Raw genomic sequence first — 21,760 nt, forward strand, 5'->3', positions numbered from 1 at the left:
CGTGGAAAACCTGTTATTGCTGATCCACCGGATTCCCTACCCGCCCAACAAGGGCGACAAGATCCGCTCCTACCACTTGCTCAAGCACCTGGCGCAGCACTACAAAGTGCACCTGGCAACCTTTGTCGACGACCCCGACGACTGGCAGCACGTGCCGACCGTCAAGGCCATGTGCACCACCAGCCACTTCGCCAAGCTGGGCTGGCTGGGCGGGCGATTGCGCAGCCTGGTCGGCCTGATCGCCGGCCGCTCGCTGTCGTATGACTTTTACCGCGACGCCGGCATGCACGCCTGGGTCGCGCGCACCATGGGCGAGCACAAGATCGACCGGGTGATGGTGTTTTCCTCGCCCATGGCGCAGTACGCGGAAAAGTATCCGCAGGCGCGTCGCGTGGTCGACCTGTGCGACGTCGACTCCGACAAGTGGCGCCAGTACGCCGGCAAGAAGTCCTGGCCCATGAGCTGGCTGTACCGGCACGAGGCCGACGCCCTGCTGGCCTACGAGCGCCATGTCGCCAAGACGTGCGATGCCGCGCTGTTCGTCTCCAGCCCCGAGGCCGACCTGTTTCGCACGCTGGCGCCCGAGAGCGACGCCAAGATCGGCTTTTTCAATAATGGCGTCGACACCGACTATTTTTCGCCCAAGCGCCAGTACGAGCGCCCTTATGGCAAGGATGAACGGGTGCTGGTTTTTACCGGCGCCATGGATTACTGGCCGAATATCGACGCCGTGCAGTGGTTCGCCGCCGAAGTCTTCCCCAAGCTGCACGCCGCCATGCCGAAGCTGCGCTTTTGCATCGTCGGCGCGCGCCCGGCCGCCGCCGTGCAGGCGCTCGCGCAGCAGGCAGGCGTGATCGTCACCGGCACCGTGCCTGACGTGCGGCCGTACATCCACCACGCCGATATCGCCGTGGCGCCGCTGCGCATTGCGCGCGGCATTCAGAACAAGGTACTTGAAGCGATGGCCATGGCCCGTCCCGTGATCGTCTCGCCGCAAGCGCTCGAAGGCATCGAAGCGACGCCCGGCAGTGAACTGCTGCTGGCCGACGGCGCCGACGCGTTTATTGCCACCATCACGGGCCTGCTCGGCCTCGAGACGCCAGACGCCAGCCTGGGCGCCGCCGCGCGCGCCAAGGTCGAGCATCAGTACAGCTGGCCAAGCAACCTTGCGCGCATCGAAGCGAGGCTCGAATGCTGATGACCGACACCGCCGCCAGGGACAAGGACGCAAGCCGCGCCCTGCCGACCACGGCCCTGCTGCTGATCGCGCTCGCCTTCCTAGCGCCGTTCCTGTTCTATTTTGCAACCGCCAAATCCATCGTCGAGGTCTGGAACAGTTCCGAGACCTTTGCCCACGGCTACATCATCGTCCCGATCAGCCTGTGGCTGGTGTGGCGCCGGCGCGCCAATTTTGCGGCGCTGCCGCCCGCGCCATGGTGGCCGGCCGTCGGCCTGCTGCTGCTGGTCGGCGCCGGCTGGATGCTGGCCCGCATGGGCGAAGTGCAGGTGGTCGCGCAGTACGCTTTCGTGGCCATGTTCCCTGTCATCGCGCTGGCCATGTTCGGGCGCCGCCTGGCCTGGTCGCTCGCCTTTCCGCTGCTGTTTTTGCTGTTCGCCGTGCCGTTCGGTGAAATCTTCATCGGCCCGCTGATTGAATTTACCGCCGACTTTACCGTCTGGGCGGTGCAGGCGACCGGCATTCCCGTGCTGCGCAACGGCACCCGCTTCGAGCTGCCCACCGGCAGCTGGTCGGTGGTGACCGCCTGCAGCGGCGTGCGCTACCTGATTTCCTCGGTCACCATCGGCTGCCTGTACGCCTATCTGACCTACCGCTCCACCACGCGGCGGGTAGTGTTCATCATCATGTCGATCCTGATGCCGATCCTGGCCAACGGCTTGCGCGCCTACATGATCGTCATGATCGGCCACTACAGCGACATGGCGCTGGCTACCGGCGTGGACCACCTGATCTATGGCTGGATCTTTTTTGGCCTGGTGATGTTCCTGATGTTCTGGGTCGGCAGCTACTGGCGCCAGGACACCGACGCCGAAGCGCAGGCCCTCAGCGCCGCCGCCCACGCCCCCGCCACCCGCCCCGGCGCGCTGCGCAACATGGCGCTGGCCGTGGTGGCTGCGTGTGCGCTGTGGCCTGTTTTTGTGAAGTACAACGACGCCGCCACGCTTAACCCGAACCCGGCCAAGCTGGGCGCCATCGCCGTCGCCGGAACCTGGACTGCGGCGCCGGCCTTTAACACCTGGCTGCCGTTCTACCTGCCGGCCGACGACACCTACAGCGGCGCCTTTGCCCAAGCCGGCCTGGCACCGGTCGCGCTCAAGGTCCGGTACTACCGCAACCAGACGCGCGACAAGGCCGTCATCAGTTCGAGCAACCGCATGGCCGGTGAAAAGGATGCATTCCACGAGGCCGGCGGCGCGCTGCGCAGCGAGCAGTTCGGCGCGCGCACCTTGGTGCTGCACGAGTCGCGCATGCAGGGTCCGACGGGTAACTTCCTGGTCTGGCACTGGCTCTGGATCGACGGCCAGCCGGTCACCAACGCTTACCTGGGCAAGCTGCGCCAGGCCAAGGTCAAGCTGATGTTTGGCAGCGACGACGGCGCTGCCGTGCTGGTGTCGGCCCCGTACGGCGAGCAGCCCGAGCCCGCCCGCCAGGCGCTGCACGCCTTTTTGGAGGCCAACCTGCCGGCCATTGAAACGTCGCTGGCAAGCGCCAGGAGCCACTAGGATGGGGGCAAAGCTGGAAGCATCCCCCGACGGCCAGGCTAGCCTGGTCGTGCACCTGATTTACCGGCTCGATTTCGGCGGGTTGGAGACGCTGCTGGTTGACTGCATCAACCGCATGCCGGCCCACAAATACCGGCACGCGATCGTCTGCCTGACCGACTACACCGCCTTTGCCGACAAGCTCACCCAGCCCGGCGTGGAACTGTACGCGCTGAACAAGGCACCGGGCCTGGGCCTGGGCACGCACGCGGCGCTGTTCAAGCTGCTGCGCCGCCTGCGCCCGGCCATCCTGCACACCTACAATCTGTCGGCCATCGAATACAGCGTGACGGCGGCGCTGGCCGGGGTGCCGATCCGCATCCATGCCGAACATGGCCGCGACGCCGGCGACCCGCAAGGCTTGAACCGCAAGCACAACCTGCTGCGGCGCCTGATGTCGCCTTTTGTCGACCGCTATGTACCGGTCTCGCTCGACCTGCAGCGCTGGCTGAAAGTCGTGGTCGGCATTGCGCCCGCCAAGGTCGAGTTGATCAACAACGGCGTCGATACCGAGCACTTTCGGCCTGCCCTTGACCTTGCAGCGCCTGCGCATTTTGTGATCGGCACCGTGGGCCGCATCCAGGATGTGAAAAACCAGGCCGGCCTGATCGACGCCTTCATTGCCTTGCGCGCGCTGCTGCCAACCCAGCATGAGCGATTGCGCCTGGTGATCGTCGGCGACGGCCCGCTGCGCGCCAAGCTGGAGGCGCAAGTGGCCGCTGCCGGCATCGGCGACGTGGTGCAGCTGGCCGGCGCGCGCAGCGACATTGCGGACCTGATGCGCGGCTTTTCACTGTTTGCACTCTCGTCGATTGCCGAAGGCACGCCGGTCACGCTGCTCGAAGCAATGGCGTGCCGCCTGCCGGTGGTGTCCACGGCGGTGGGCGGGATTCCCGAATTGATCGACGATGGCGTGTCCGGCACCCTGGTGCCGGCCGGCGACAGCGCCGCCATGGCCGCCGCACTGGCGCGCTACGCCGGCGACGCCGCGCTGGCTGCGCGCCACGGCGCTGCCGCGCGCTTACGCATCGAAGCGCACAACAGCGTGAGCGCCATGGTGCAGGCCTATGTGGCGCTGTACGATGCACTACGCAAAACCAAATTGAACCTGAAAGAAACCATTACACCATGTGCGGAATAGTCGGATTATTTGACATGCGCGGCGGGCGCGAGATTGATCGCGCCACGCTGCACCGGATGAACGAGTCGCAGTTCCATCGCGGCCCGGTCGAAGGCGGCCTGCATCTTGAGCCGGGCCTGGGCTTTGGTCACCGCCGCCTGTCGATCATCGACCTGGCGTCGGGCCAGCAGCCGCTACTCAACGAAGACCACAGCGTGGTGGTCGTCTTCAACGGCGAGATCTACAATTTCCAGGCGCTGATGGTCGAACTGCAAGCGCTCGGCCACACCTTCCGCACCCATTGCGACACCGAAGTCATCGTCCACGCATGGGAACAGTGGGGCGAAGCGTGCGTACCGCGCCTGCGCGGCATGTTCGCCTTCACCATCTGGGACCGCAATGCCCAAGTGCTGTTCATGGCGCGCGACCGGCTCGGCATCAAGCCGATGCACTACGCTTTTCTGCCTGACGGCATGCTCGCCTTCGGCTCCGAATTGAAAACATTGCTGTGCCTGCCGAACCTGTCGCGCGAGATCGATCCGCGCGCGGTGGAAGACTATTTCGCCTACGGTTACGTGCCCGAGCCGCGCACCATCTTCACCAGTGCACTCAAACTCATGCCGGGCCACACGCTCACGCTGAGAGTCGGCCAGGCCGCGCCGCCGCCAAAAAAATACTGGGACGTGCCGTTCACGCCGCACGCACCGATGCGCGACGAAGAGATGGAAGAAGAACTCGTGGTGCGCCTGCGCGAAGCGGTGGCTAGCCACCTGATCGCCGACGTACCGCTAGGCGCCTTTTTGTCGGGCGGCGTCGATTCGAGCGCGGTGGTGGCGATGATGGCCGGCCTGTCGCGCGAACCGGTCAACACGTGCTCGATCGGCTTTAACGACACCAGCTTCGACGAGTCGGTGTATGCGCAGCAGGTGGCCGATCAATACCATACCAACCACCAGCGCGAAATCGTCGACACCGACGACTATGGCCTGATCGACACCCTGGCCGCGCTGTACGACGAGCCGTATGCCGACAGTTCGGCCATTCCCACCTACCGGGTCTGCGAACTGGCACGAAAGCGCGTGACGGTGGCGCTGTCAGGCGACGGCGGCGACGAAAACTTTGCCGGCTACCGCCGCCACCGCTTTGCGATGGGCGAAGAAAAAGTGCGCTCGATGATGCCGCTCACGCTGCGCAAACCGCTGTTTGGCATGCTCGGCAAAGTCTATCCAAAAGCTGACTGGGCGCCGCAGATGTTCCGCGCCAAGACCACCTTTGAAGCGCTGGCGCGCGACCTGGTCGAGGGCTACTTCCATGGCGTGTCGATCCAGGCTGACCGCGTGCGCGACAATTTGTTCTCGGACGCCTTCCGCACCCGCCTGCAGGGCTACCGCGCGATTGAAGTGATGCGCGGCCACGCGGCCAATGCGCCGACCGACGACCCGCTCTCGATCATCCAGTACATCGACATGAAGACCTACCTGCCGGGCGACATCCTGACCAAGGTCGACCGCGCCAGCATGGCGCACGCGCTTGAAGTGCGGGTGCCGCTGCTGGACCATCAGTTTGTGGAATGGGTGTCGGGGCTGCCCTCCTCGTCCAAGCTGCGCAACGGCGAAGGCAAGCACGTGTTCAAGCAGGCCCTGAAACCCTACCTGTCGGACGACATCCTGTACCGTAAAAAGATGGGTTTTTCGATCCCGCTGGGCGCTTGGCTGCGCGGCCCGCTGCGCGAATCCATGCGCCGCGCCGTCCTCAATCCGGCGCTGCTGGAAACCGGCATTTTTAACGAAACCTACCTCAAGCAAATGATCGATCAGCACCAATCCGGCGCCAAGGACCACACCGTATCGCTGTGGTCAGTACTGATGTTCGAAGCCTTCCTGCGCAAGAACGGGGCATCGGCCGCGGCGGGGAGCCACTGATGCGCATTCTGCACGTACTGGACCACTCGATCCCGCTGCACAGCGGCTACACCTTTCGCACCCGCTCCATCTTGCGCGAGCAGCAGGCGCTCGGCTGGGAGACGTTCCACGTGACCGGCTCCAAGCAGGGCGGCGGGGCGAACCCCACGCTGGAAGAAGACGTCGACGGCCTGCACTTTTACCGCACGCCGCGCAGCGACGGCTTTCTGGCCAAGCTGCCGGTGCTCAACCAGAAGGAAGTCATTGACGGCCTGGAACAGCGCCTGTGCCAGATCATCCCGCAGATCAAGCCCGACGTGCTGCACGCGCATTCGCCCAGCCTGAACGCGATCGCCGCCCTGCGCGCCGGTAAAAAATTCGGTATCCCGGTGGTGTACGAAGTGCGCGCTTTCTGGGAAGACGCCGCCGTCGACCATGGCACGGCCAAGGAAAACGGCCTGCGCTACAAGCTCACGCGCGCGCTCGAAACCTATGCCCTCAAAAACGCCAGCGCCGTGACCACTATCTGCGAAGGCCTGCGGCGCGACATCGTCGCGCGCGGCATCCCCGCCGACAAGGTGACGGTGATCCCGAACGCGGTCGACATCGACAAGTTTGCCGTGGGCGGCGTGGCCGACCTCGCGCTCAAGCACAAGCTTGGCCTGCAGGACATGCGCCTGATCGGCTTCATCGGCTCGTTCTATGCCTATGAAGGCCTGGACGTGCTGCTGCGCGCCGTGCCGGCCATGCTGGCCACATTGCCAAACCTGCGCGTACTGCTCGTTGGCGGCGGCCCGCAGAACGCGCAGCTGCGCCAGCTGGCGACGGAACTGAACATCGCCGACAAGGTAGTCTTCACGGGCCGCGTGCCGCACGAGCAGGTGCAGCAGTACTACGACCTGCTCGACGTGCTGGTTTACCCGCGCCTGTCGATGCGCCTGACCGACCTGGTCACGCCATTAAAGCCACTGGAAGCGATGGCCCAGGGCCGCGTCCTGGCCGCGTCCGACGTGGGCGGCCACCTGGAATTGATCGAGCATGGCAAGACCGGCGTGCTGTTCAAGGCGGACGACCCGCAGTCGCTGGCCGACAACGTGGGCGCGCTGCTGGCCGCGCAAGAGAGCTGGCCGGCGCTGCGCGCCAACGGGCGCACCTTTGTGGAAAATGAGCGCAACTGGCCCATCAGCGTGGCGCGCTACAAAAAAATCTATGGCGGCCTGACGGGATTGCCCACCGCATGAAGATCCTGACGTTCAGCACGCTGTTTCCCAACACGGAAAAGCCCGGCCACGGGATTTTCGTTGAAACACGCCTGCGCCACCTGGTCGCCAGCGGCCAGGTCGAATCACGCGTGGTGGCGCCCGTGCCCTGGTTCCCCGGCCACTACACCGAGTTTCGCAAGGTGCCGGCCAGCGAAACGCGCAGTGGCATCGCCGTGCAGCACCCGCGCTACTTGACGCTGCCCAAAATCGGCATGAACATCGCGCCGGCGCTGCTGGCGGCCGGCGCGCGCGCCAGCGTCGCGCGCCTGCTCGACGAAGGCTTCGACTTCGACCTGATCGACGCGCACTATTTTTATCCGGACGGCGTGGCTGCGGCCATGCTGGGCAAATACTTCAACAAGCCGGTGGTGATCACCGCGCGCGGCTCCGATATTACCCAGCTGCCCGGCTTTCCCCTGCCGCGCAAGATGATCATGTGGGCCGCCAAGCGCGCCGCCGGCGTGATCACCGTGTGCCACGCGCTGCGCGACGAAGTCATTGCGCTGGGCGTCGATCCGGCGCGCGTGACGTCCTTGCGCAATGGCGTCAACCTGAACTTGTTCCAGCCGGTGGAGCGCGAAGCAGTGCGCGCCCGCCTGGGCCTCCCCGGTTTTACGCTGCTGGCCGTGGGCCACCTGGTGCCCGTCAAGGCGCAGCAGCTGGCCGTGGCCGCGCTGGCCGAACTGCCGGACGTGCGCCTGCTCATCGCCGGCAATGGCCCCAACCGCGGCATGCTCGAGCAGCTCGCGCGCGAGCTGAAAGTGAGCGACCGTTTGAGCATGCTGGGCGCGCTGCCGCAGTCGCAACTGCGCGACTACTATGGCGCCGCCGACGCGCTGGTGCTGCCGTCCGAACGCGAAGGCTGGGCCAACGTCCTGTTAGAAGCCATGGCGTGCGGCACGCCGGTAATTGCCAGCCGCGTGTGGGGCACGCCGGAAGTGGTGGCCGCACCCGAAGCGGGCTTGCTGATGGAAGAGCGCACGCCGCAAGGCCTGGCTGCGGCCGTACGCGCGCTGCGCGCCAACTACCCCGACCGCGCCGCCACGCGCCGCTATGCCGAGCGTTTCAGCTGGGACGACACCACCGCCGGCCAGCTTGCGCTGTTTCGCGCCATACTCGCCGCCAAAGGGGCCGCCGCTTATGCGTGATTCCTTCAGCGCGCGCGCCGGCCGGCGCCTGATCCGCACGCTGGGCGACGCAATCGCACCGGGCGGCGTGGGCAAGGGGCGCGTGTGCGTGGTCAATTACCACCGCATTCTGGAAGCAAAAGATCCGCTGCTCGAATCGGAACCGGACGTGGCCACCTTCCGCTGGCAAATGCAGCTGCTGGCCGAATGCTTTAATGTGCTGCCGCTGTCGGAGGCCATCGCCATGCTTGGCACGGCGCGCATGCCGCCGCGCGCGGTGTGCATCACCTTTGACGACGGCTACCGCTCGGTGCACGACCTGGCGCTGCCGATTTTGAAGCAATTCAAGCTGCCGGCCACGGTGTTCGTCACCAGCGGCTATGTCGGTGGCGGCAATATGTGGAACGACCGCATCATCGAAGCGGTGCAGAACCTGCCGGCCGGGCAGCTGGACCTGCGCGAACTGGGCCTGGGCGCTTACTCTCTGGCCAGCCTGGGCGACCGCCAGCAAACCGTCGGCAAGCTGACCGAAGCATCCAAGTACCTGCCGCCGCAGGCGCGCCTGGACCTGATCAAGCGGCTCGAAGTACTGGTCGGCGAAGACCTCGACCACGACCTCATGCTCACGCCCGAGATGGTGGTCAACCTGGACCGCGCCGGCATCGAGATCGGCGCCCATACCATTTCGCATCCGATCCTCACCAGCTTGACCGACGACAGTTCGCGCCTTGAAATCGCGGGCGGCAAAAAGGAACTGGAAGCGATCATCGGCAAACCGGTCCAGCTGTTCGCCTACCCGAACGGCAAGGTCGGCAAGGACTACGACCAGCGCCACACGCAAATGGCCAAGGAAGCCGGGTTTTCGGCCGCCTTTACCACGGCCATTGGCGCGGTAACCAGCGGCGCCGACCGCTTCCAGCTGCCGCGCAGCCGGCCGTGGGACAAGACGCCTTTTTTGTTCGGCCTGCGTTTGATCCGCTGGCTGGGCTGGGACGAGCGCCATCCGGCCAGTGCCGGCTATCCCGACTACGACATCCATACCACGACCCGGCGCGCCGACGCGCACGAAGCCGGGCAGGCACCGCACCCCGGAACACCGCAGATGACCCACCGAGTTTTACTGACCGCTTTCCACTTCCCGCCGCAGGCGGCGAGCAGCGGCATCCAGCGCACGCTGTCGTTTTCACGCCACCTGGGCCACAACGGCTGGGAACCGATGGTGCTCTCGGCCAGCCCGCGCGCCTACAACGAAAAAAACGCCTCGCAGCTGGCCAGCGTGCCCAAGAACCTGGTCGTGCGGCGCGCCTTTGCGCTCGACACCAAGCGCCACCTGGGCATCAAGGGCCGCTACCCCGAAGCGCTGGCCTTGCCGGACCGCTGGATCTCATGGTGGTTCGCGGCCGTGCCGGCCGGCCTGTCGCTGATCCGTACCTACAAGCCGGACGTGCTCTGGTCTACCTTCCCGATCGCCACCTCGCATCTGATCGCGCTGGCCCTGCACCGCGTGACGGGCCTGCCGTGGGTGGCGGATTTTCGCGACCCCATGCTGCAAAGCTCGTACCCGGTGTCCAAACCGCAGCGCGCCGTGTATGGCTGGATCGAACGCCAGACCATCACGCGCTGCAGCGCGGCCGTGTTTACCACGCACAGCGCGATGGTCTCGTACCGCGAACGCTTCCCCAGCCTGCCCCCTGAAAAATTCTCGGTCATCGAGAACGGCTACGACGAAGACGGTTTCGGCGACGCCGTGCCGGTGGCAACCGTGCCGGGCGAGCGCCTGACGCTGATCCACAGCGGCGTGCTGTATGACGGCGGGCGCGACCCGTCGCCATTCCTGGCGGCGCTGGCCACGCTGCGCGGCGAAGGCAAACTCTGTGCGGCATCGCTGCGCGTGGTGCTGCGCGCCCCGGGCGACGTAGCGGCCATGGGCGCGCTGGTGGACAAATACCAGGTGGGCGACATCGTCAAGGTCGAGCCGTCGGTGCCGTACCGCGAAGCGCTGCAGGAAATGCTGGCCGCCGACGGCCTGATCGTGTTCCAGGGTACGCCCTTCAACACCCAGATCCCGGCCAAGATCTACGAATACTTCCGCGCCCGCAAACCAATTCTGGGGCTGGTAGACACCAGCGGCGAGACGGCGCGCGTGCTGCGCACGGCCGGCTTTGACGCCATTGCGCAGATGGACAGCAGCGCGTCCATCGTCCCGGTGCTCGAGCGCCTGCTCGGCCAGATCCGCGCCGGCCAGGCCTATGTCGCGACCGAGGCGCTGATTGCCTCGTCCTCGCGCACGCACCGTGCCAGCCAGCTGGCGCAGGTGCTCAACCAGGTTACGAAAGGCAGCGTTCCCATTGACTGATATTGATAAAAAAATCGCGCGGGGCGCGGCCTGGATGCTTGCCTTCAAGATGTCCGACAAGGTCATCGGGCTGCTGAGCACCGTGGTGCTGGCGCGCATGCTCTCGCCGGCCGACTTTGGCCTGGTCGCCATGGCGATGATTCTGATCAGCGCGCTCGAACTGCTCATTTCCTTCGGCTTTGACGTCAGCCTGATCAGCAACCCGCATGCCGGGCGCAACGAGTTCGACACGGCCTGGACCTTCACGGCCTTGTTTTCCACCGCTTGCGCCTTCATCCTGGCCTTGTTGGCAATACCCGCAGCCAATTTTTACCACGAACCGCGCCTGCAAGTGGTGGTCTACGTGCTCGCGTTTGCTTTTGCCGTACAAGGCTGGGCGAATATCGGGCCCGTGATTTTCCGGCGCGAAATGCGCTTCGACCAGGAATTCAAGTTTTTGCTGAGCAAGCGCTTGTCGACGGTGCTGGTCACCATTCCCCTTGCTTTGTACATGCAAAACTACTGGGCGCTGGTGTACGGGCAGCTGGCCGGTACCATCCTCTCGTTCGTGATGTCGTATGTCGTGAGCGACTACCGGCCGCGCCTGTCGCTGGCGGCGAAAACCGAGTTGTTCCACAGCTCCAAGTGGCTGGTCTTGAACAACCTGATGGCCTTTATCCGCAACAACGCCGCGCAATTTTGCATCGGCCGCATTGCCGGCTCGCAGACGCTGGGCGTGTATTCCGTCGCGGCGGAAATTTCCTCGATGCCCACCACGGAACTGGTCGCCCCCATCAACCGCGCCGCCTTTCCCGGCTACGCCAAGGCTGCTACCGACCTGGCGGTGCTGCGCAACAGTTTCCTGAAAGTGATTTCCTCGATCGCTCTGTTTGCGGTGCCTGCGGGCCTGGGCATCATGGCCGTGGCCGACTTGCTGGTGCCCACGGTGCTCGGCTGGAAATGGATGGATGCGGTGCCGGTGATCCAAGTCATGGCCGTGTATGGCGTGATCCAGGCGGTGCAGACCAACATCGGCTACGTCTATCTTGCGCAAGGCAATATGCGCCTGGTCACCATCATTGGCGCCGTGCAAGCCGTGCTGGTGCTGGTGCTGCTCATTCCATCGGTGTATTACTGGGGCGTGCTGGGTGCGGCCTGGGCGTCGCTGGGGACCATCATCATCATGGTGCCGGTCAACCAGATGCTGATTGCCCGCTGCCTGGACCTGTCGGGCACCGAGTTCGCGAAAAAGCTGGTGCGCCCGCTGCTGGCGGGGCTGCTGATGGCGGGCGTCGTGCTGCTGCTCAAGAGCACCTTCACGCTGCGCCAAGTGACGCTCGATTACATGCTGGCCCTGCTGCTATGCGTGGCGGTTGGCGCGCTGGTGTACGGCGCGGCGATCTACCTGCTGTGGCGCATGGCCGGCGCCCCGGAAGGGCCGGAGCATTTTTGCGTGCTCAAGCTGGAACAAGTGCTGGGCAAGGTTGGTATCAAGCTTAGCCTGGCTCCGGGTGCCCGGTCCTAAAGGAGCAAGAAGCGTAGGTCGGATAAGCGTCGCGCAATCCGACAGGCGTCGCGTTGACGCACGTCGGATTGCGCGGACGCTTATCCGACCTACGCTCCTCTGCGTGTTGGCGACAGCCCCTAACGAGGCGTCAACAGCTTGCGCGTATATAAAAGATAGCGCCAGCCGCCGCGGTGCGCCAGGCTGATCATGTGGTAACGCCAGGCCGGCCAGCGCCTGCCCAGCGCGATATTGTCGCTCGACAGGTCATGATACGTGCGGCCCAGCTTTTCCTGCACCTCGCGCGCAACAGGCGCCGGCAAGCCAAGTGCGAGGATGCGCTTCAACACATCCGCTTCGCACGCCCGGAACGCATCCGACTTGGACAGCGACGCCGGCGTATCGTGAATGCGGAAAGTCGGCTCGGCCACCCATGCCATTTTAAAATCGCGCGCCAGCTTGTAGGCCAGGTAAGTCCACTCGTAAAACGGCGCCGGATTATCAAAATAATCGGCCGTCACCTGCGCGGAGCGAAACAGCCCGCCGCACGAGGATAGCCAGTTTTCAGATGATAAAGCGGCGAGCGGGTTCGCCATTACGGCGTCGGCGCGCTGCACGGCGAGTGTTTCCTGCCCGCTCTTGAGCCGGTAGCCGTTCGAGGCAGTAAAGCCGATCTGCGGACTGGCCAGCATCGGTTGCACGCGGCGCCACAGCGCGCCCGGCAAATACTCGTCATCGTCGTCGAGAAAACAGAAAAAATCGGTCTCGACCGTCTGCCGCCCCAGGCGCTGCGCCAGCGGCGCGCTGCCTTCGGCCTGGTACAGCACGCGCACGCCTTGCATGGCGCGCAGCAGCTTCACGCAATCGGGCGCGAAACGCTCGCCGTTGACGACCACGATCAGGCCCGCGTCAACCTGTTCCTGCGCCAGGATGCCCGCGATGGCCCGCTGCAGCGAGTCCCACCGGCGCGCTTCGCAGGTAGTCGGAATAATGACCGAAATGGTGGGTCTGTGCACGGCGAATGGTCCTGGAAGTGCTGAAATTGGCAGCGCAAATTATAGCAGCAGCGTCAGACCAGCACTTCCTGCGCGGCCGGGTGGCTGAGGAAGTTGACCGGGCTCGCGCTCAAGCCGTAGGCGCCCGACTGGAACACGACGATCAGGTCGCCCACCTCGGCGTGGGCCAGGTCCATTTTGTCGGCCAGCAGGTCGAGCGGGGTGCACAGGGGACCGACCACGTAGGCCGGGGCGTCGCTTGGCGCGGCCATGCGGTTGCCGACCGCCACCGGGTAATTTTTACGGATCACCTGGCCAAAATTGCCCGACGCCGCCAGGTGGTGGTGCAGCCCGCCGTCAGTGACCAAAAAAACCTGCCCGCGCGAGACCTTGCGGTCGATCACGCGCGCCACGTAGACGCCCGCCTCGCCCACCAAAAAGCGCCCAAGTTCGATCGCCAGCTGCGCCTGCGGCAGCGCGCTCAGTACTTGCTGTTGAAGTTGCGCCAGGTGCGCGCCGATTGGCGCCAGCTCCAGCGCGCGCTCGCCGGGAAAATACGGGATGCCAAAGCCGCCGCCGATATTGAACTGGTGCAGCGCTTGCGGCGCGTCGGCCGCCAGGCGCAGCGCCAGTTCCACGGTGCGGCTCTGCGCTTCCATGATGGCGTCGGCCTTCAAGCTTTGCGAGCCGCTGAAAATCTGCAGGCCCAGCACCGCCATGCCTTCGCCGGCGGCCAGTTTCAGCATTGCCGGAGTTTCTTCAGCGTCGATGCCAAACTGCTTGGCGCCGCCGCCCATTTTCATGCCGGACGAGCGCAGCTCGAAGTCCGGATTGACGCGCAAGACGGCGCGCGCCTGCATACCCAGCGTTTGCGACAGGCGCGCAAGGATGCCGATTTCGCGCGCCGACTCCAGGTTCACGCACACGCCGGCGGCCAGCGCCTGCGCCAGTTCCGCCTCGGATTTGCCGGGCCCGGCAAAACTGACCCGCGCCGGGTCCATGCCGGTGTCGAGCGCGACTTTCATTTCGCCCCCAGACGCAACATCGAGCCCGTCGACCAGGCCGGCCATGTGCTGCACCAGCGCCGGCATCGGGTTGGCCTTGATCGAATAGTGCAGCGCCAGCGCCGGCGGCAGGGCCGCGCGCAGCAGCGCCACGCGCTCGCTCAGGAGCGAGCGGTCATAGGCATAGAACGGCGTGCTGCCCACGCGCTGCGCCAGGCGCGTGAGCGGCATGCCGCCTACCTGCAGGCAGTCGTCCACGACGGGGAACTGGGTTTGCGGCGCGTGCACCGGCTTCGCACTCATAAATTGCGACCGTTCATGGGGTGGGACTTTCAAAAAGCGTGGAACAAGTCTGGCGCAGCAGCTTGCGGTCGATCTTGCCGTTCGGGTTGCGCGGAAACGCCTCGCTGCGAATCTCGATATGGGCCGGCACCATGTAGGCCGGCAGGCGGCGCTGGCACTCCTTGAGCAGCGCGGCAATACTCACCTCCTGGCTATCCCGCGCCACCGCCAGCACCACGATCGCCTGGCCCAGCACGGGGTGGGCCACGCCAAAGGCGGCCACTTCGGCCACCAGTTGCGCGGCGTGGATCGCTTCCTCGATTTCGGTGGGGCTGATGCGGTAACCGGACACCTTGATCATGTCGTCGCCGCGCCCCACGAAATACAAAAAGCCTTCTTCGTCGCGGCGCACGGTGTCGCCCGACCAGACGGCAATTTCGGGCAGCGGCAGCGCGGGATGCTGGCCGGGCGCGGGCCGGAACCGTTCGGCCGTCTTGGCCGGGTCGTTCCAGTAGCCCAGCGCCACCAGCGCGCCGCGGTGCACCAGCTCACCCGCCTCGTTGGCGTCGCACACTGTGCCATCAGGCCGCACCACCAGCACTTCGGCGTTGGGAATGGCGCGGCCCATGGAATCGGGCCGGCGATCCAGTTCCGACGGCGGCAGGTAGGTGGAGCGGAACGCTTCGGTCAGTCCGTACATCAGGAACAGGCTCGCGTTTGGCAAGGCCGCCCGCAGCGCGTCCACGGTGGCGCGCGGCATGGCCCCGCCCGAATTGGTCAGGTAGCGCAGCGTGCAAGCGGGGGGCCAAGGCAGCTGCGAGAGCTGGATCCACAGCGGCGGCACGGCGGCCAGGCCGGTGATGGCTTCGTCGGCCACGGCCTTGACGATATCGCGCGCGAACAGGTGGTTGATCAACACCACGCAGGCGCCCACGTGAAAGGCGGTGGTCAGCTGGCTGAAGCCATAGTCGAAGCTCAAGGGCAATACCGCCAGGATGCGGTCCCGCGCGGTCATTCCCAAATAGCCGACCACGCTGACGGCGCCGGCCACCATATTGCGGTGCGAAAGCACCACGCCCTTGGGGTTGCCGGTGCTGCCCGAGGTGTAGAGGATAGCCGCCATGTCGGTGTCGATGACAACATGCGCGGGCAGGGTTGCAGCCTGCGCGCCTTCCCACGCGCGCACCGCGATGCCGGGAATGTCGATTGGCTCGCCGTCGCCCACCACAAACACGGTATGCACGCTCGGGCAGTCGGCCAGCACCGGCGCGAGCAGGCGCAGGCGCTCGCAGGAAGTAAGCAAAATACTGACGCTGCAGTCGCCCAGAATATAGGCCACCTGGGCTGCCTTGAGCAGCGGATTGACCGGCACGAACACGGCCCCGGCGGCAGCGGCGCCAAAACAAGCGGCCACGTTTTCAATGCGTTTTTCGAGGTACACGGCCACGCGGGCGGCGCGCTGGACGCCGGCGCCCAGCAGAGAGCGCGCCGCGCCATCGACCGCTTGCGCCAGCTGCACGTAATTGAGCTTGCGCGCGCCATGCACGAGCGCCTCCGAGGCCGGAAATTGCCGGGCCGCGCGGAAGATAAAGTCGTGAAGCAGCTCGCTCATTAAAACCTTGTGATGTCGCCGCAATGGGCTGCAATCTTAACAGTTGATTTGCGGTGCACCGTTTATACTTCCACCATGCCCACGCCGAATGATATCAAACCCCGCGCCCCGCTTGCGCCCGTGCTCTCGCGCGGCACCTTCGGGGCGCCGCACCGGCCGGCCGCCGCTTCGGTGCTGGGCGCCGGTGACGTGCGCATGGTTACCAGCGGGCGCATCGCCATTGCGCTGGCGCTGCGCGAAATGCACGTGGGCGCCGGCGACACGGTGCTGGTGCCCGCATACCACAGCATGTCGATGATCCCGCCGGTGCTGGCCTGCGGCGCGCGCGTGGTGTTTTACAAGGTCGGGCCGGATGCGCAGGTTGACCTGGCTGACATCGCCGCCCGGCTCGACGCGACGGTCAAGGTACTGATGGTCACCCACTACTTCGGTATCGCCCAGAACATGGCTGCGCTGCGCGCGCTGTGCGACAAGAACGCACTATTTCTGCTTGAAGACTGCGCCCACTGTTTTTTTGGCGAGCATGAGGGCAAACCGGCCGGCTCCTGGGGCGACTACGCCATTGCCAGCAGCATGAAGTTTTTTCCCATCTACGAAGGCGGCTGCCTGGTCTCGGCGCGCCACGTTCTGCGCACCCCGCCCACGGTCTCGGCGGGCAAGGGTTTCGAAGTGAAAGCCTGCCTGAACGCGCTGGAAAACAGCTTTGCGTATGGCCGCCTGCCGCTGGTGCACGCGCTGCTTTGGCTTCCGCTCAAGCTCAAGGCGGCGCTGTGGGGCCGTCTCAAGCAGCGCGCCGCGCCCGCGCTCACAGGCACGCTGACGCCTTCGTCGTCCGACAGCAGTTATGAGTTCGATGCGCGCTGGCTGGACAAGCGCGCATCGTGGTTTTCGCGCACCGTGATCGCGCACGCTTCGCACGCGCGCATTGTCGCGCGCCGGCGCGCCAATTACCTGCAGCTGCAGCAGGCGCTGGTCGGCCTGCCCGGCTGCCGCCCCTTGTTTGCCGCCCTGCCTGACGGCGCCTGCCCGTGGCTGTTTCCGCTGCTGGTAGACGCGCCCCAGCCGCTGTTTGAACGCCTGCTCGCGGCCCGCGTGCCCATGACGCGCTTTGCCGAAACGCTGTGGCCGGGCGCCGAGATGTGCGCCAACAGTGCGGCCCTGTCGCGCCAGGTGATTGCCTTCCCGGTGCACCAGGAGCTGCGCGCCGACGAAGTCGCGTGGATGACGGTCGCGATCCGCGCCGCGCTCGCCGCATGAAATGGTCGCTCGTCAAGGCGGCGCAATTGCCTGCAGAGTGGGCCGCGCTGCACGCGCGCTGCCAGGCCTCCCCAATGCTGGCAGTGGAATTCGTGCAGCCCTTGATTACCGAATTTGGCACCGGCCGCCAATACCTGGCCAGCTGCGCGCATGACGGGCGAACCGTGGCCATGGCCCTGGTCGAGGCGCGCGGGCGCGGCAGCTGGGCGCTGTTCCAGCCGGCCCAGGCGCCGATTGGCCTATGGCTGCAGGAAAGCGGCCTGGCGCTCGAACCGCTGCTGGCGTCGCTGGTCGCCGCCCTGCCCGGCCCGGCGTTGCTGTTTGGCCTGACCCAGTGCGATCCCGACCTGCTGCCGCGCCCCGCCGAAGGCGGCAAGCTGCGCACCCTAAGCTACATCGACACCGCCAAAATCACGCTGGCCGGCAGTTTTGAAAATTACTGGAATGGGCGCGGCAAGAACCTGCGCGCCAACCTGAAAAAACAGCGCGCGCGGCTGGACAAGGAAGGCGTGGCGCTGCGGCTGCAGGTGAGCCATTTGCCGGGCGAGGTGGCCGCCGCCGTGGCCGACTATGGCCGGCTCGAGAGCGCGGGCTGGAAAGCCGGCGGCGGCACTGCGGTGGCCGCCGACAATGCGCAGGGCCGCTACTACCAGGCCATGCTCGAAGGCTTTTGCCGGCGCGGTGCAGGCAGCATTTACCGCTACTGGTTTGGCGAGCAGCTGGTGGCGATGGACCTGTGCATCGAAGACGCCGCGCAGATCATCGTGCTGAAAACAAGCTATGACGAGAGCGTGCCGGGCAACCTGTCGCCAACGCTGCTGATGCGCGAACAAGCGTGCCGCCAGCTGTTCGACGAAGGCCGTTTTGCGCGCCTTGAATTTTATGGCAAGGTGATGGAATGGCACACCCGCTGGACGGATGAGGTGCGCACTCTATACCATGTCAATTATTACCGCTGGCCGGTCCTGGCCCGTCTCCATGCGCGCTGGCAGTCGCGCACCTTGAAAGCACACCATGTACCTTGACGACGTAAAGCAGATCCTGATCGACATCCTGAACCTGGGCGAACAGGGCCACGCAATGAACGCGCAAACGCGCCTGCTGGGCAGCCTTCCCGAACTCGATTCCATGGCGGTTGTGAACGTGATTACCGCGCTCGAAGAGCATTTCGGCATCGCCGTGCAGGACGATGAAATCAGCGCCGAAACGTTCGACACGCTGGGCAGCCTGGCCGCGTTCGTGGCGCAAAAACTCGGGTGAGCATGCCGCAGCACGCGCCGGCTGCAGCGTTCTTCCTCGACGGGGAACGCTTTTGCCTGTACCACGCGCCGCAGGGCGCGTGCCGCGGTGGGCTGGTCTATATCCATCCGTTTGCCGAAGAAATGAACAAGTCGCGCCGCATGGCGGCCCTGCAGGCGCGCGCGCTGGCAGCGCTTGGTTACGGCGTGCTGCAGATTGACCTGCACGGTTGCGGCGACAGCGGCGGCGAATTTGCCGACGCGCGCTGGGAACGCTGGCAGGACGACGTGGCGGCCGCCAGCGCCTGGCTGCGCGAACGCCTGCAGATGCCGGTCGGGCTGTGGGGCTTGCGCCTGGGCGCGCTGCTGGCGCTCGACTGCGCGCGCACCCAGCCAGTGGCGCAACTGGTGCTGTGGCAGCCGGTGCTGCAAGGCGCCGCCTTCATGACCCAGTTTTTGCGCCTGCGCGTGGCCGGCGCCATGCTGGACGGGGCGTCCGAAGGCACCGCAGAACTGCGCGCGCGCCTGTTGGCCGGCGAGGCGTTCGAGGTGGCCGGTTACGTGCTGGCGCCGGAACTTGTAAAGGCAATTGACGCGCTCGATGTGATACGGTTTTTACCGAGTTGCCCCGTAAACTGGATCGAAATCGTCGCCGCCGCCGAACGGCCCATCACGCCGGCGGCGCTGCGCGTGGCCGCTGAATGGACGCGCCTGGGCGCGGCGCCCGCGCTGCACAAGGTGGCAGCAACCTCCTTCTGGTCAACCCAGGAAATCACCGAGTGTCCCGAGCTGATTGCCGCCACCTGCAGCTTGTTGGCCCATGACTGAACAGCGCGCCCTGGTGTTTGCCTGCGCCGGCAACTGGCTGTATGGCGTTGTTAACCTGCCCGCAGCGCCCCACAAGCGCGGCGTGCTGATCGTCGTTGGAGGTCCGCAATATCGCGCCGGCAGCCATCGCCAGTTCACGCTGCTGGCGCGCAGCCTGTCCGAACAAGGCATTGCGGCGATGCGCTTCGATTACCGCGGCATGGGCGACAGCGAAGGCGAGATGCGCGACTTCGAGAACGTGGGCGACGACCTGCGCGCCGCCATCGACGCCTTCCTGGCCGCCGCGCCGGCGGTGCGCGAAGTGGTGCTGTGGGGCCTGTGCGACGCGGCGTCGGCGGCGGCGCTGTACGCAGCGGGCGACGCGCGCGTGGCCGGCCTGGTGCTGCTCAATCCCTGGGTGCGCACCGACAGCGGCGCGGCCAAGGCCACGCTCAAGCACTACTACCGCGACCGGCTGCTGCAAGGCGCGCTGTGGAAAAAAATCGCCAGTGGCCGCTTTGACGTGCGCGCCGCCGCGCGCTCGTTTACCGGCCTGCTGGGTAGCGCGCGCAAGGCGCCGGCTTCGAACGCTCTGCCGGACCGCATGCATCAAGGGCTGGACCGTTTTACCGGCAAGGTGCTGGTGATTCTGAGCGGGGCCGACCTGACGGCGCAGGAATTCGCCGCTGTCGCGCAGTCGCCCAAGTGGAGCGGCCTGATGGCCGCGCCGCGCATCACGCGGCGCCTGCTGCCCAAGGCCGACCATACCTGCTCGCGCCGCGTCTGGCATGACCAAGTGGCGCAGTGGACGGCCGAGTGGCTGCGCGCCTGGAATTGAATGCGCCTGGTAACTCGAAAACCACAACCAACATCGTTCTCGCGCACGCGGGGACCCATAGAACCGACGAGTCATGTTCTCCTTGAATCAATCTGGTTACTGTAACTACCTGATTTTAAGGGAGGGATTGGCATCCGTTCTATGGGTCCCCCGCCTTCGCGAGGACGATGTTGTTTAGGTCTCCAGAATCCCAAATGTTGCGATTTTTGAGTGGCGAGTTGGTCCTAAAGCGTTTTGCAACAGCCTCGTGCGCGAGGACGATGTAATTCTACTGAACCGGTCAGATCTACTTCTGGCAGGCGCTAATATCTTCAAATGCGCCGTAGCTTGGCGCAGCCGGGCGCGTTCCACCGCACAGGTCCGGCGGTAGTTCGTCGACCTTGGCGCGCCGGGGCGGCGCCTGCTTCCACTGAAAATCGTCGGCAAACAGCCGCCGCTGCGCATGGTAACCCGTGTACAGCAGCGCGATCGGCGTAGACAGGTTGTCGTTCAGGCGCAGCAAGGCGCCGTCGCGGCTGCGGATGTCGCCGTCAACCAGGTTGCCCTCGACGTCGGCACTGGTGCCGGCAAAGCGCGCCTGAATGCCGCCGGTGTCGACCAACGTGTTGTGCAGCAGTTCGCTGGCGGCCGCGTTGTTCAGATAAATGCCGTCGTCCGAGCAGCTGGCGATCAGGTTGGCGCGCACGATGGCGCGATCCTGCTCGGTGATGCACCTGCCGTCGCGGCAGTACTGCCTGCCGGTGCCCCCGCCTCCCAGCGACAGGCCGACCCGCTGCCCCGGCGCGCCGCGCAGCCGGTCTTCGCACAGCACCACGTTTTGCTCAAATACGTTGTCCGACCCGGCGCCCTTGACGAAGCCGCCGTAGCTGATGCGGTCACCTCCGCTCTTGATGAAGTCGGCGATCAGGTTGCGCCGGATCGTCCAGCCGCTGGCCGCCACCAGGTCGACCAGCGTCACCGGGCTGCTGGTGCTGCGCGCGCTGGCGTTGCGCAGCGTATTGCCGTCAATCAAACCATGGTCGGGAAAGAGGCGCTGGTCGCCATTGATCTTGAAGTGGGCGTTAAAGTCGGTGATGGTGTTATTGCGCGCTTCAAAGTGATGCGCCGCGCCGACCACGTGAAAGGCATGTTCGCACTGGGCCTGCTCGAGACAGACGCCGCGGATGGCCAGGTTTTCAAAATGCCAGTACGGGGCGCTGACAATAAAGCCTTCCACCAGCGCGAATTCAAGCGTGACGCTGCCGGCCTGCTCGGCGCGCAGCACGATGGGCGCGGCGGCGGTGCCCGGCCGGCTGACATACAGCGGCGCGTCGGCGAACTGGTAGCGCCCCGGCAGCAGCGTGATGACGTCGCCCGGTGCCGCGGCCGCGATGGCGCGCCTTACCTCGTCGCTGGTGGACACGATGCGCCGCTGCGCCGCTGCGCCGGCGAAGGGCAGCGCGGCGCGCGCGCCGATGGCCGCAAAGGTGGCCACGGGTGGGCGGGACTCGCCCCGGTCGAGCCGCACCAGCGCCGCGGCCGACCACTGGCCCACACCCTCGATGGTTGGATTGTGGCCGGACGTCCGCTTGTCGATGTAGGGCGCCAGCGCGCGCGGCGTGATGCCCTTGTCCTGCAGGTACAGCGCGCCGGCGCCGGCAGCGAGCACGCCGATCAGGGCGCAGCCGGCCAGCAGCCGCAGCGCGCGCCGCGCCATG

17 protein-coding genes are annotated in these 21,760 nt (G+C 65.7%); 13 read left to right on the plus strand and 4 right to left on the minus strand.

Going from position 1 to position 21,760, the window contains the following annotated elements:
- The first annotated feature begins 1 nt into the window (after nt 1).
- The 8 genes from ACP7BV_RS04270 to ACP7BV_RS04305 are packed head-to-tail and all read left to right on the plus strand — an operon-like array spanning nt 2 to nt 12,051.
- Nucleotides 2-1,198: a TIGR03087 family PEP-CTERM/XrtA system glycosyltransferase gene (locus tag ACP7BV_RS04270; protein ID WP_426101828.1), complete on the plus strand. Its 1,197-nt coding sequence runs from the start codon at nt 2-4 to the stop codon at nt 1,196-1,198.
- Complete coding sequence (xrtA, locus tag ACP7BV_RS04275) at nt 1,198-2,742, plus strand: exosortase A (protein ID WP_426101830.1); 1,545 nt, start codon at nt 1,198-1,200, stop codon at nt 2,740-2,742. Before ACP7BV_RS04270 ends, xrtA begins: the two co-directional genes overlap by 1 nt.
- Nucleotide 2,743: 1 nt before the next feature.
- Nucleotides 2,744-3,922 (plus strand): TIGR03088 family PEP-CTERM/XrtA system glycosyltransferase, encoded by a 1,179-nt coding sequence (locus ACP7BV_RS04280; protein WP_426101832.1) that lies wholly within the window; start codon nt 2,744-2,746, stop codon nt 3,920-3,922.
- Nucleotides 3,910-5,823: an XrtA/PEP-CTERM system amidotransferase gene (locus ACP7BV_RS04285; RefSeq protein WP_426101834.1), complete on the plus strand. Its 1,914-nt coding sequence runs from the start codon at nt 3,910-3,912 to the stop codon at nt 5,821-5,823. Before ACP7BV_RS04280 ends, ACP7BV_RS04285 begins: the two co-directional genes overlap by 13 nt.
- A complete protein-coding gene (locus tag ACP7BV_RS04290; RefSeq protein WP_426101836.1) occupies nt 5,823-7,043 on the plus strand; it encodes a TIGR04063 family PEP-CTERM/XrtA system glycosyltransferase in 1,221 nt (406 codons plus the stop codon). Before ACP7BV_RS04285 ends, ACP7BV_RS04290 begins: the two co-directional genes overlap by 1 nt.
- A complete protein-coding gene (locus tag ACP7BV_RS04295; protein ID WP_426101838.1) occupies nt 7,040-8,212 on the plus strand; it encodes a glycosyltransferase family 4 protein in 1,173 nt (390 codons plus the stop codon). The genes ACP7BV_RS04290 and ACP7BV_RS04295 overlap by 4 nt, the downstream gene beginning before the upstream one ends.
- Nucleotides 8,205-10,547, plus strand: a complete 2,343-nt coding sequence (locus ACP7BV_RS04300) for a polysaccharide deacetylase family protein (RefSeq protein WP_426101840.1) — start codon at nt 8,205-8,207, stop codon at nt 10,545-10,547. Before ACP7BV_RS04295 ends, ACP7BV_RS04300 begins: the two co-directional genes overlap by 8 nt.
- Nucleotides 10,540-12,051, plus strand: coding sequence for a lipopolysaccharide biosynthesis protein (locus ACP7BV_RS04305; protein ID WP_426101842.1), 1,512 nt, complete (start codon nt 10,540-10,542; stop codon nt 12,049-12,051). The genes ACP7BV_RS04300 and ACP7BV_RS04305 overlap by 8 nt, the downstream gene beginning before the upstream one ends.
- Before the next feature lie 119 nt (nt 12,052-12,170).
- On the opposite strand, the gene ACP7BV_RS04310 is transcribed toward ACP7BV_RS04305, so the two are convergent.
- Genes ACP7BV_RS04310 through ACP7BV_RS04320 form a run of 3 tightly spaced genes read right to left on the minus strand, consistent with a single transcriptional unit; the run spans nt 12,171 to nt 15,923 of the window.
- Nucleotides 12,171-13,046 (minus strand): glycosyltransferase, encoded by an 876-nt coding sequence (locus tag ACP7BV_RS04310; RefSeq protein ID WP_426101844.1) that lies wholly within the window; start codon nt 13,044-13,046, stop codon nt 12,171-12,173.
- 53 nt (nt 13,047-13,099) lie between these two features.
- A complete protein-coding gene (locus ACP7BV_RS04315; protein ID WP_426101846.1) occupies nt 13,100-14,332 on the minus strand; it encodes a pyridoxal-dependent decarboxylase, exosortase A system-associated in 1,233 nt (410 codons plus the stop codon).
- A gap of 13 nt (nt 14,333-14,345) precedes the next feature.
- A complete protein-coding gene (locus ACP7BV_RS04320; RefSeq protein WP_426101848.1) occupies nt 14,346-15,923 on the minus strand; it encodes an acyl-CoA ligase (AMP-forming), exosortase A system-associated in 1,578 nt (525 codons plus the stop codon).
- 75 nt (nt 15,924-15,998) lie between these two features.
- On the opposite strand from ACP7BV_RS04320, the gene ACP7BV_RS04325 reads away from it, so the two are divergent.
- From ACP7BV_RS04325 to ACP7BV_RS04345, 5 genes are read left to right on the plus strand one after another with little or no spacing between them, the layout of a single operon-like run.
- Nucleotides 15,999-17,180, plus strand: coding sequence for a DegT/DnrJ/EryC1/StrS family aminotransferase (locus ACP7BV_RS04325; RefSeq protein WP_426101850.1), 1,182 nt, complete (start codon nt 15,999-16,001; stop codon nt 17,178-17,180).
- Nucleotides 17,177-18,205: a GNAT family N-acetyltransferase gene (locus ACP7BV_RS04330; protein ID WP_426101852.1), complete on the plus strand. Its 1,029-nt coding sequence runs from the start codon at nt 17,177-17,179 to the stop codon at nt 18,203-18,205. Before ACP7BV_RS04325 ends, ACP7BV_RS04330 begins: the two co-directional genes overlap by 4 nt.
- Nucleotides 18,195-18,440: an acyl carrier protein gene (locus ACP7BV_RS04335; protein WP_426101854.1), complete on the plus strand. Its 246-nt coding sequence runs from the start codon at nt 18,195-18,197 to the stop codon at nt 18,438-18,440. Before ACP7BV_RS04330 ends, ACP7BV_RS04335 begins: the two co-directional genes overlap by 11 nt.
- A 2-nt stretch (nt 18,441-18,442) precedes the next feature.
- Nucleotides 18,443-19,246 carry a hydrolase 2, exosortase A system-associated gene (locus tag ACP7BV_RS04340; protein WP_426101856.1) on the plus strand — a complete coding sequence of 268 codons (804 nt, stop codon included), beginning with the start codon at nt 18,443-18,445 and terminating at the stop codon, nt 19,244-19,246.
- Entirely contained in the window at nt 19,239-20,063 is an 825-nt protein-coding gene (locus tag ACP7BV_RS04345; protein WP_426101858.1) for a hydrolase 1, exosortase A system-associated, read from the plus strand. Before ACP7BV_RS04340 ends, ACP7BV_RS04345 begins: the two co-directional genes overlap by 8 nt.
- Before the next feature lie 286 nt (nt 20,064-20,349).
- Here ACP7BV_RS04345 and ACP7BV_RS04350 read toward each other — a convergent pair whose 3' ends face one another.
- Entirely contained in the window at nt 20,350-21,759 is a 1,410-nt protein-coding gene (locus ACP7BV_RS04350; RefSeq protein ID WP_426101860.1) for a right-handed parallel beta-helix repeat-containing protein, read from the minus strand.
- Between the last annotated feature and the right edge of the window lies 1 nt (nt 21,760).

The organism is Massilia sp. TSP1-1-2, assembly GCF_049896185.1.
In the GTDB taxonomy this organism is placed as follows: Bacteria; Pseudomonadota; Gammaproteobacteria; order Burkholderiales; family Burkholderiaceae_D; genus Telluria_A.

What these genes read in the sequence shown, in the direction of transcription:
- xrtA (WP_426101830.1), top strand. Translation starts at nt 1,198, where the DNA reads ATGACCGACACCGCCGCCAGGGACAAGGACGCAAGCCGCGCCCTGCCG.
- ACP7BV_RS04280 (WP_426101832.1), top strand. Translation starts at nt 2,744, where the DNA reads ATGGGGGCAAAGCTGGAAGCATCCCCCGACGGCCAGGCTAGCCTGGTC.
- ACP7BV_RS04285 (WP_426101834.1), top strand. Translation starts at nt 3,910, where the DNA reads ATGTGCGGAATAGTCGGATTATTTGACATGCGCGGCGGGCGCGAGATT.
- ACP7BV_RS04290 (WP_426101836.1), top strand. Translation starts at nt 5,823, where the DNA reads ATGCGCATTCTGCACGTACTGGACCACTCGATCCCGCTGCACAGCGGC.
- ACP7BV_RS04295 (WP_426101838.1), top strand. Translation starts at nt 7,040, where the DNA reads ATGAAGATCCTGACGTTCAGCACGCTGTTTCCCAACACGGAAAAGCCC.
- ACP7BV_RS04300 (WP_426101840.1), top strand. Translation starts at nt 8,205, where the DNA reads ATGCGTGATTCCTTCAGCGCGCGCGCCGGCCGGCGCCTGATCCGCACG.
- ACP7BV_RS04315 (WP_426101846.1), bottom strand. Translation starts at nt 14,332, where the DNA reads ATGAGTGCGAAGCCGGTGCACGCGCCGCAAACCCAGTTCCCCGTCGTG.
- ACP7BV_RS04320 (WP_426101848.1), bottom strand. Translation starts at nt 15,923, where the DNA reads ATGAGCGAGCTGCTTCACGACTTTATCTTCCGCGCGGCCCGGCAATTT.
- ACP7BV_RS04325 (WP_426101850.1), top strand. Translation starts at nt 15,999, where the DNA reads ATGCCCACGCCGAATGATATCAAACCCCGCGCCCCGCTTGCGCCCGTG.
- ACP7BV_RS04330 (WP_426101852.1), top strand. Translation starts at nt 17,177, where the DNA reads ATGAAATGGTCGCTCGTCAAGGCGGCGCAATTGCCTGCAGAGTGGGCC.
- ACP7BV_RS04335 (WP_426101854.1), top strand. Translation starts at nt 18,195, where the DNA reads ATGTACCTTGACGACGTAAAGCAGATCCTGATCGACATCCTGAACCTG.
- ACP7BV_RS04340 (WP_426101856.1), top strand. Translation starts at nt 18,443, where the DNA reads ATGCCGCAGCACGCGCCGGCTGCAGCGTTCTTCCTCGACGGGGAACGC.
- ACP7BV_RS04345 (WP_426101858.1), top strand. Translation starts at nt 19,239, where the DNA reads ATGACTGAACAGCGCGCCCTGGTGTTTGCCTGCGCCGGCAACTGGCTG.
- ACP7BV_RS04350 (WP_426101860.1), bottom strand. Translation starts at nt 21,759, where the DNA reads ATGGCGCGGCGCGCGCTGCGGCTGCTGGCCGGCTGCGCCCTGATCGGC.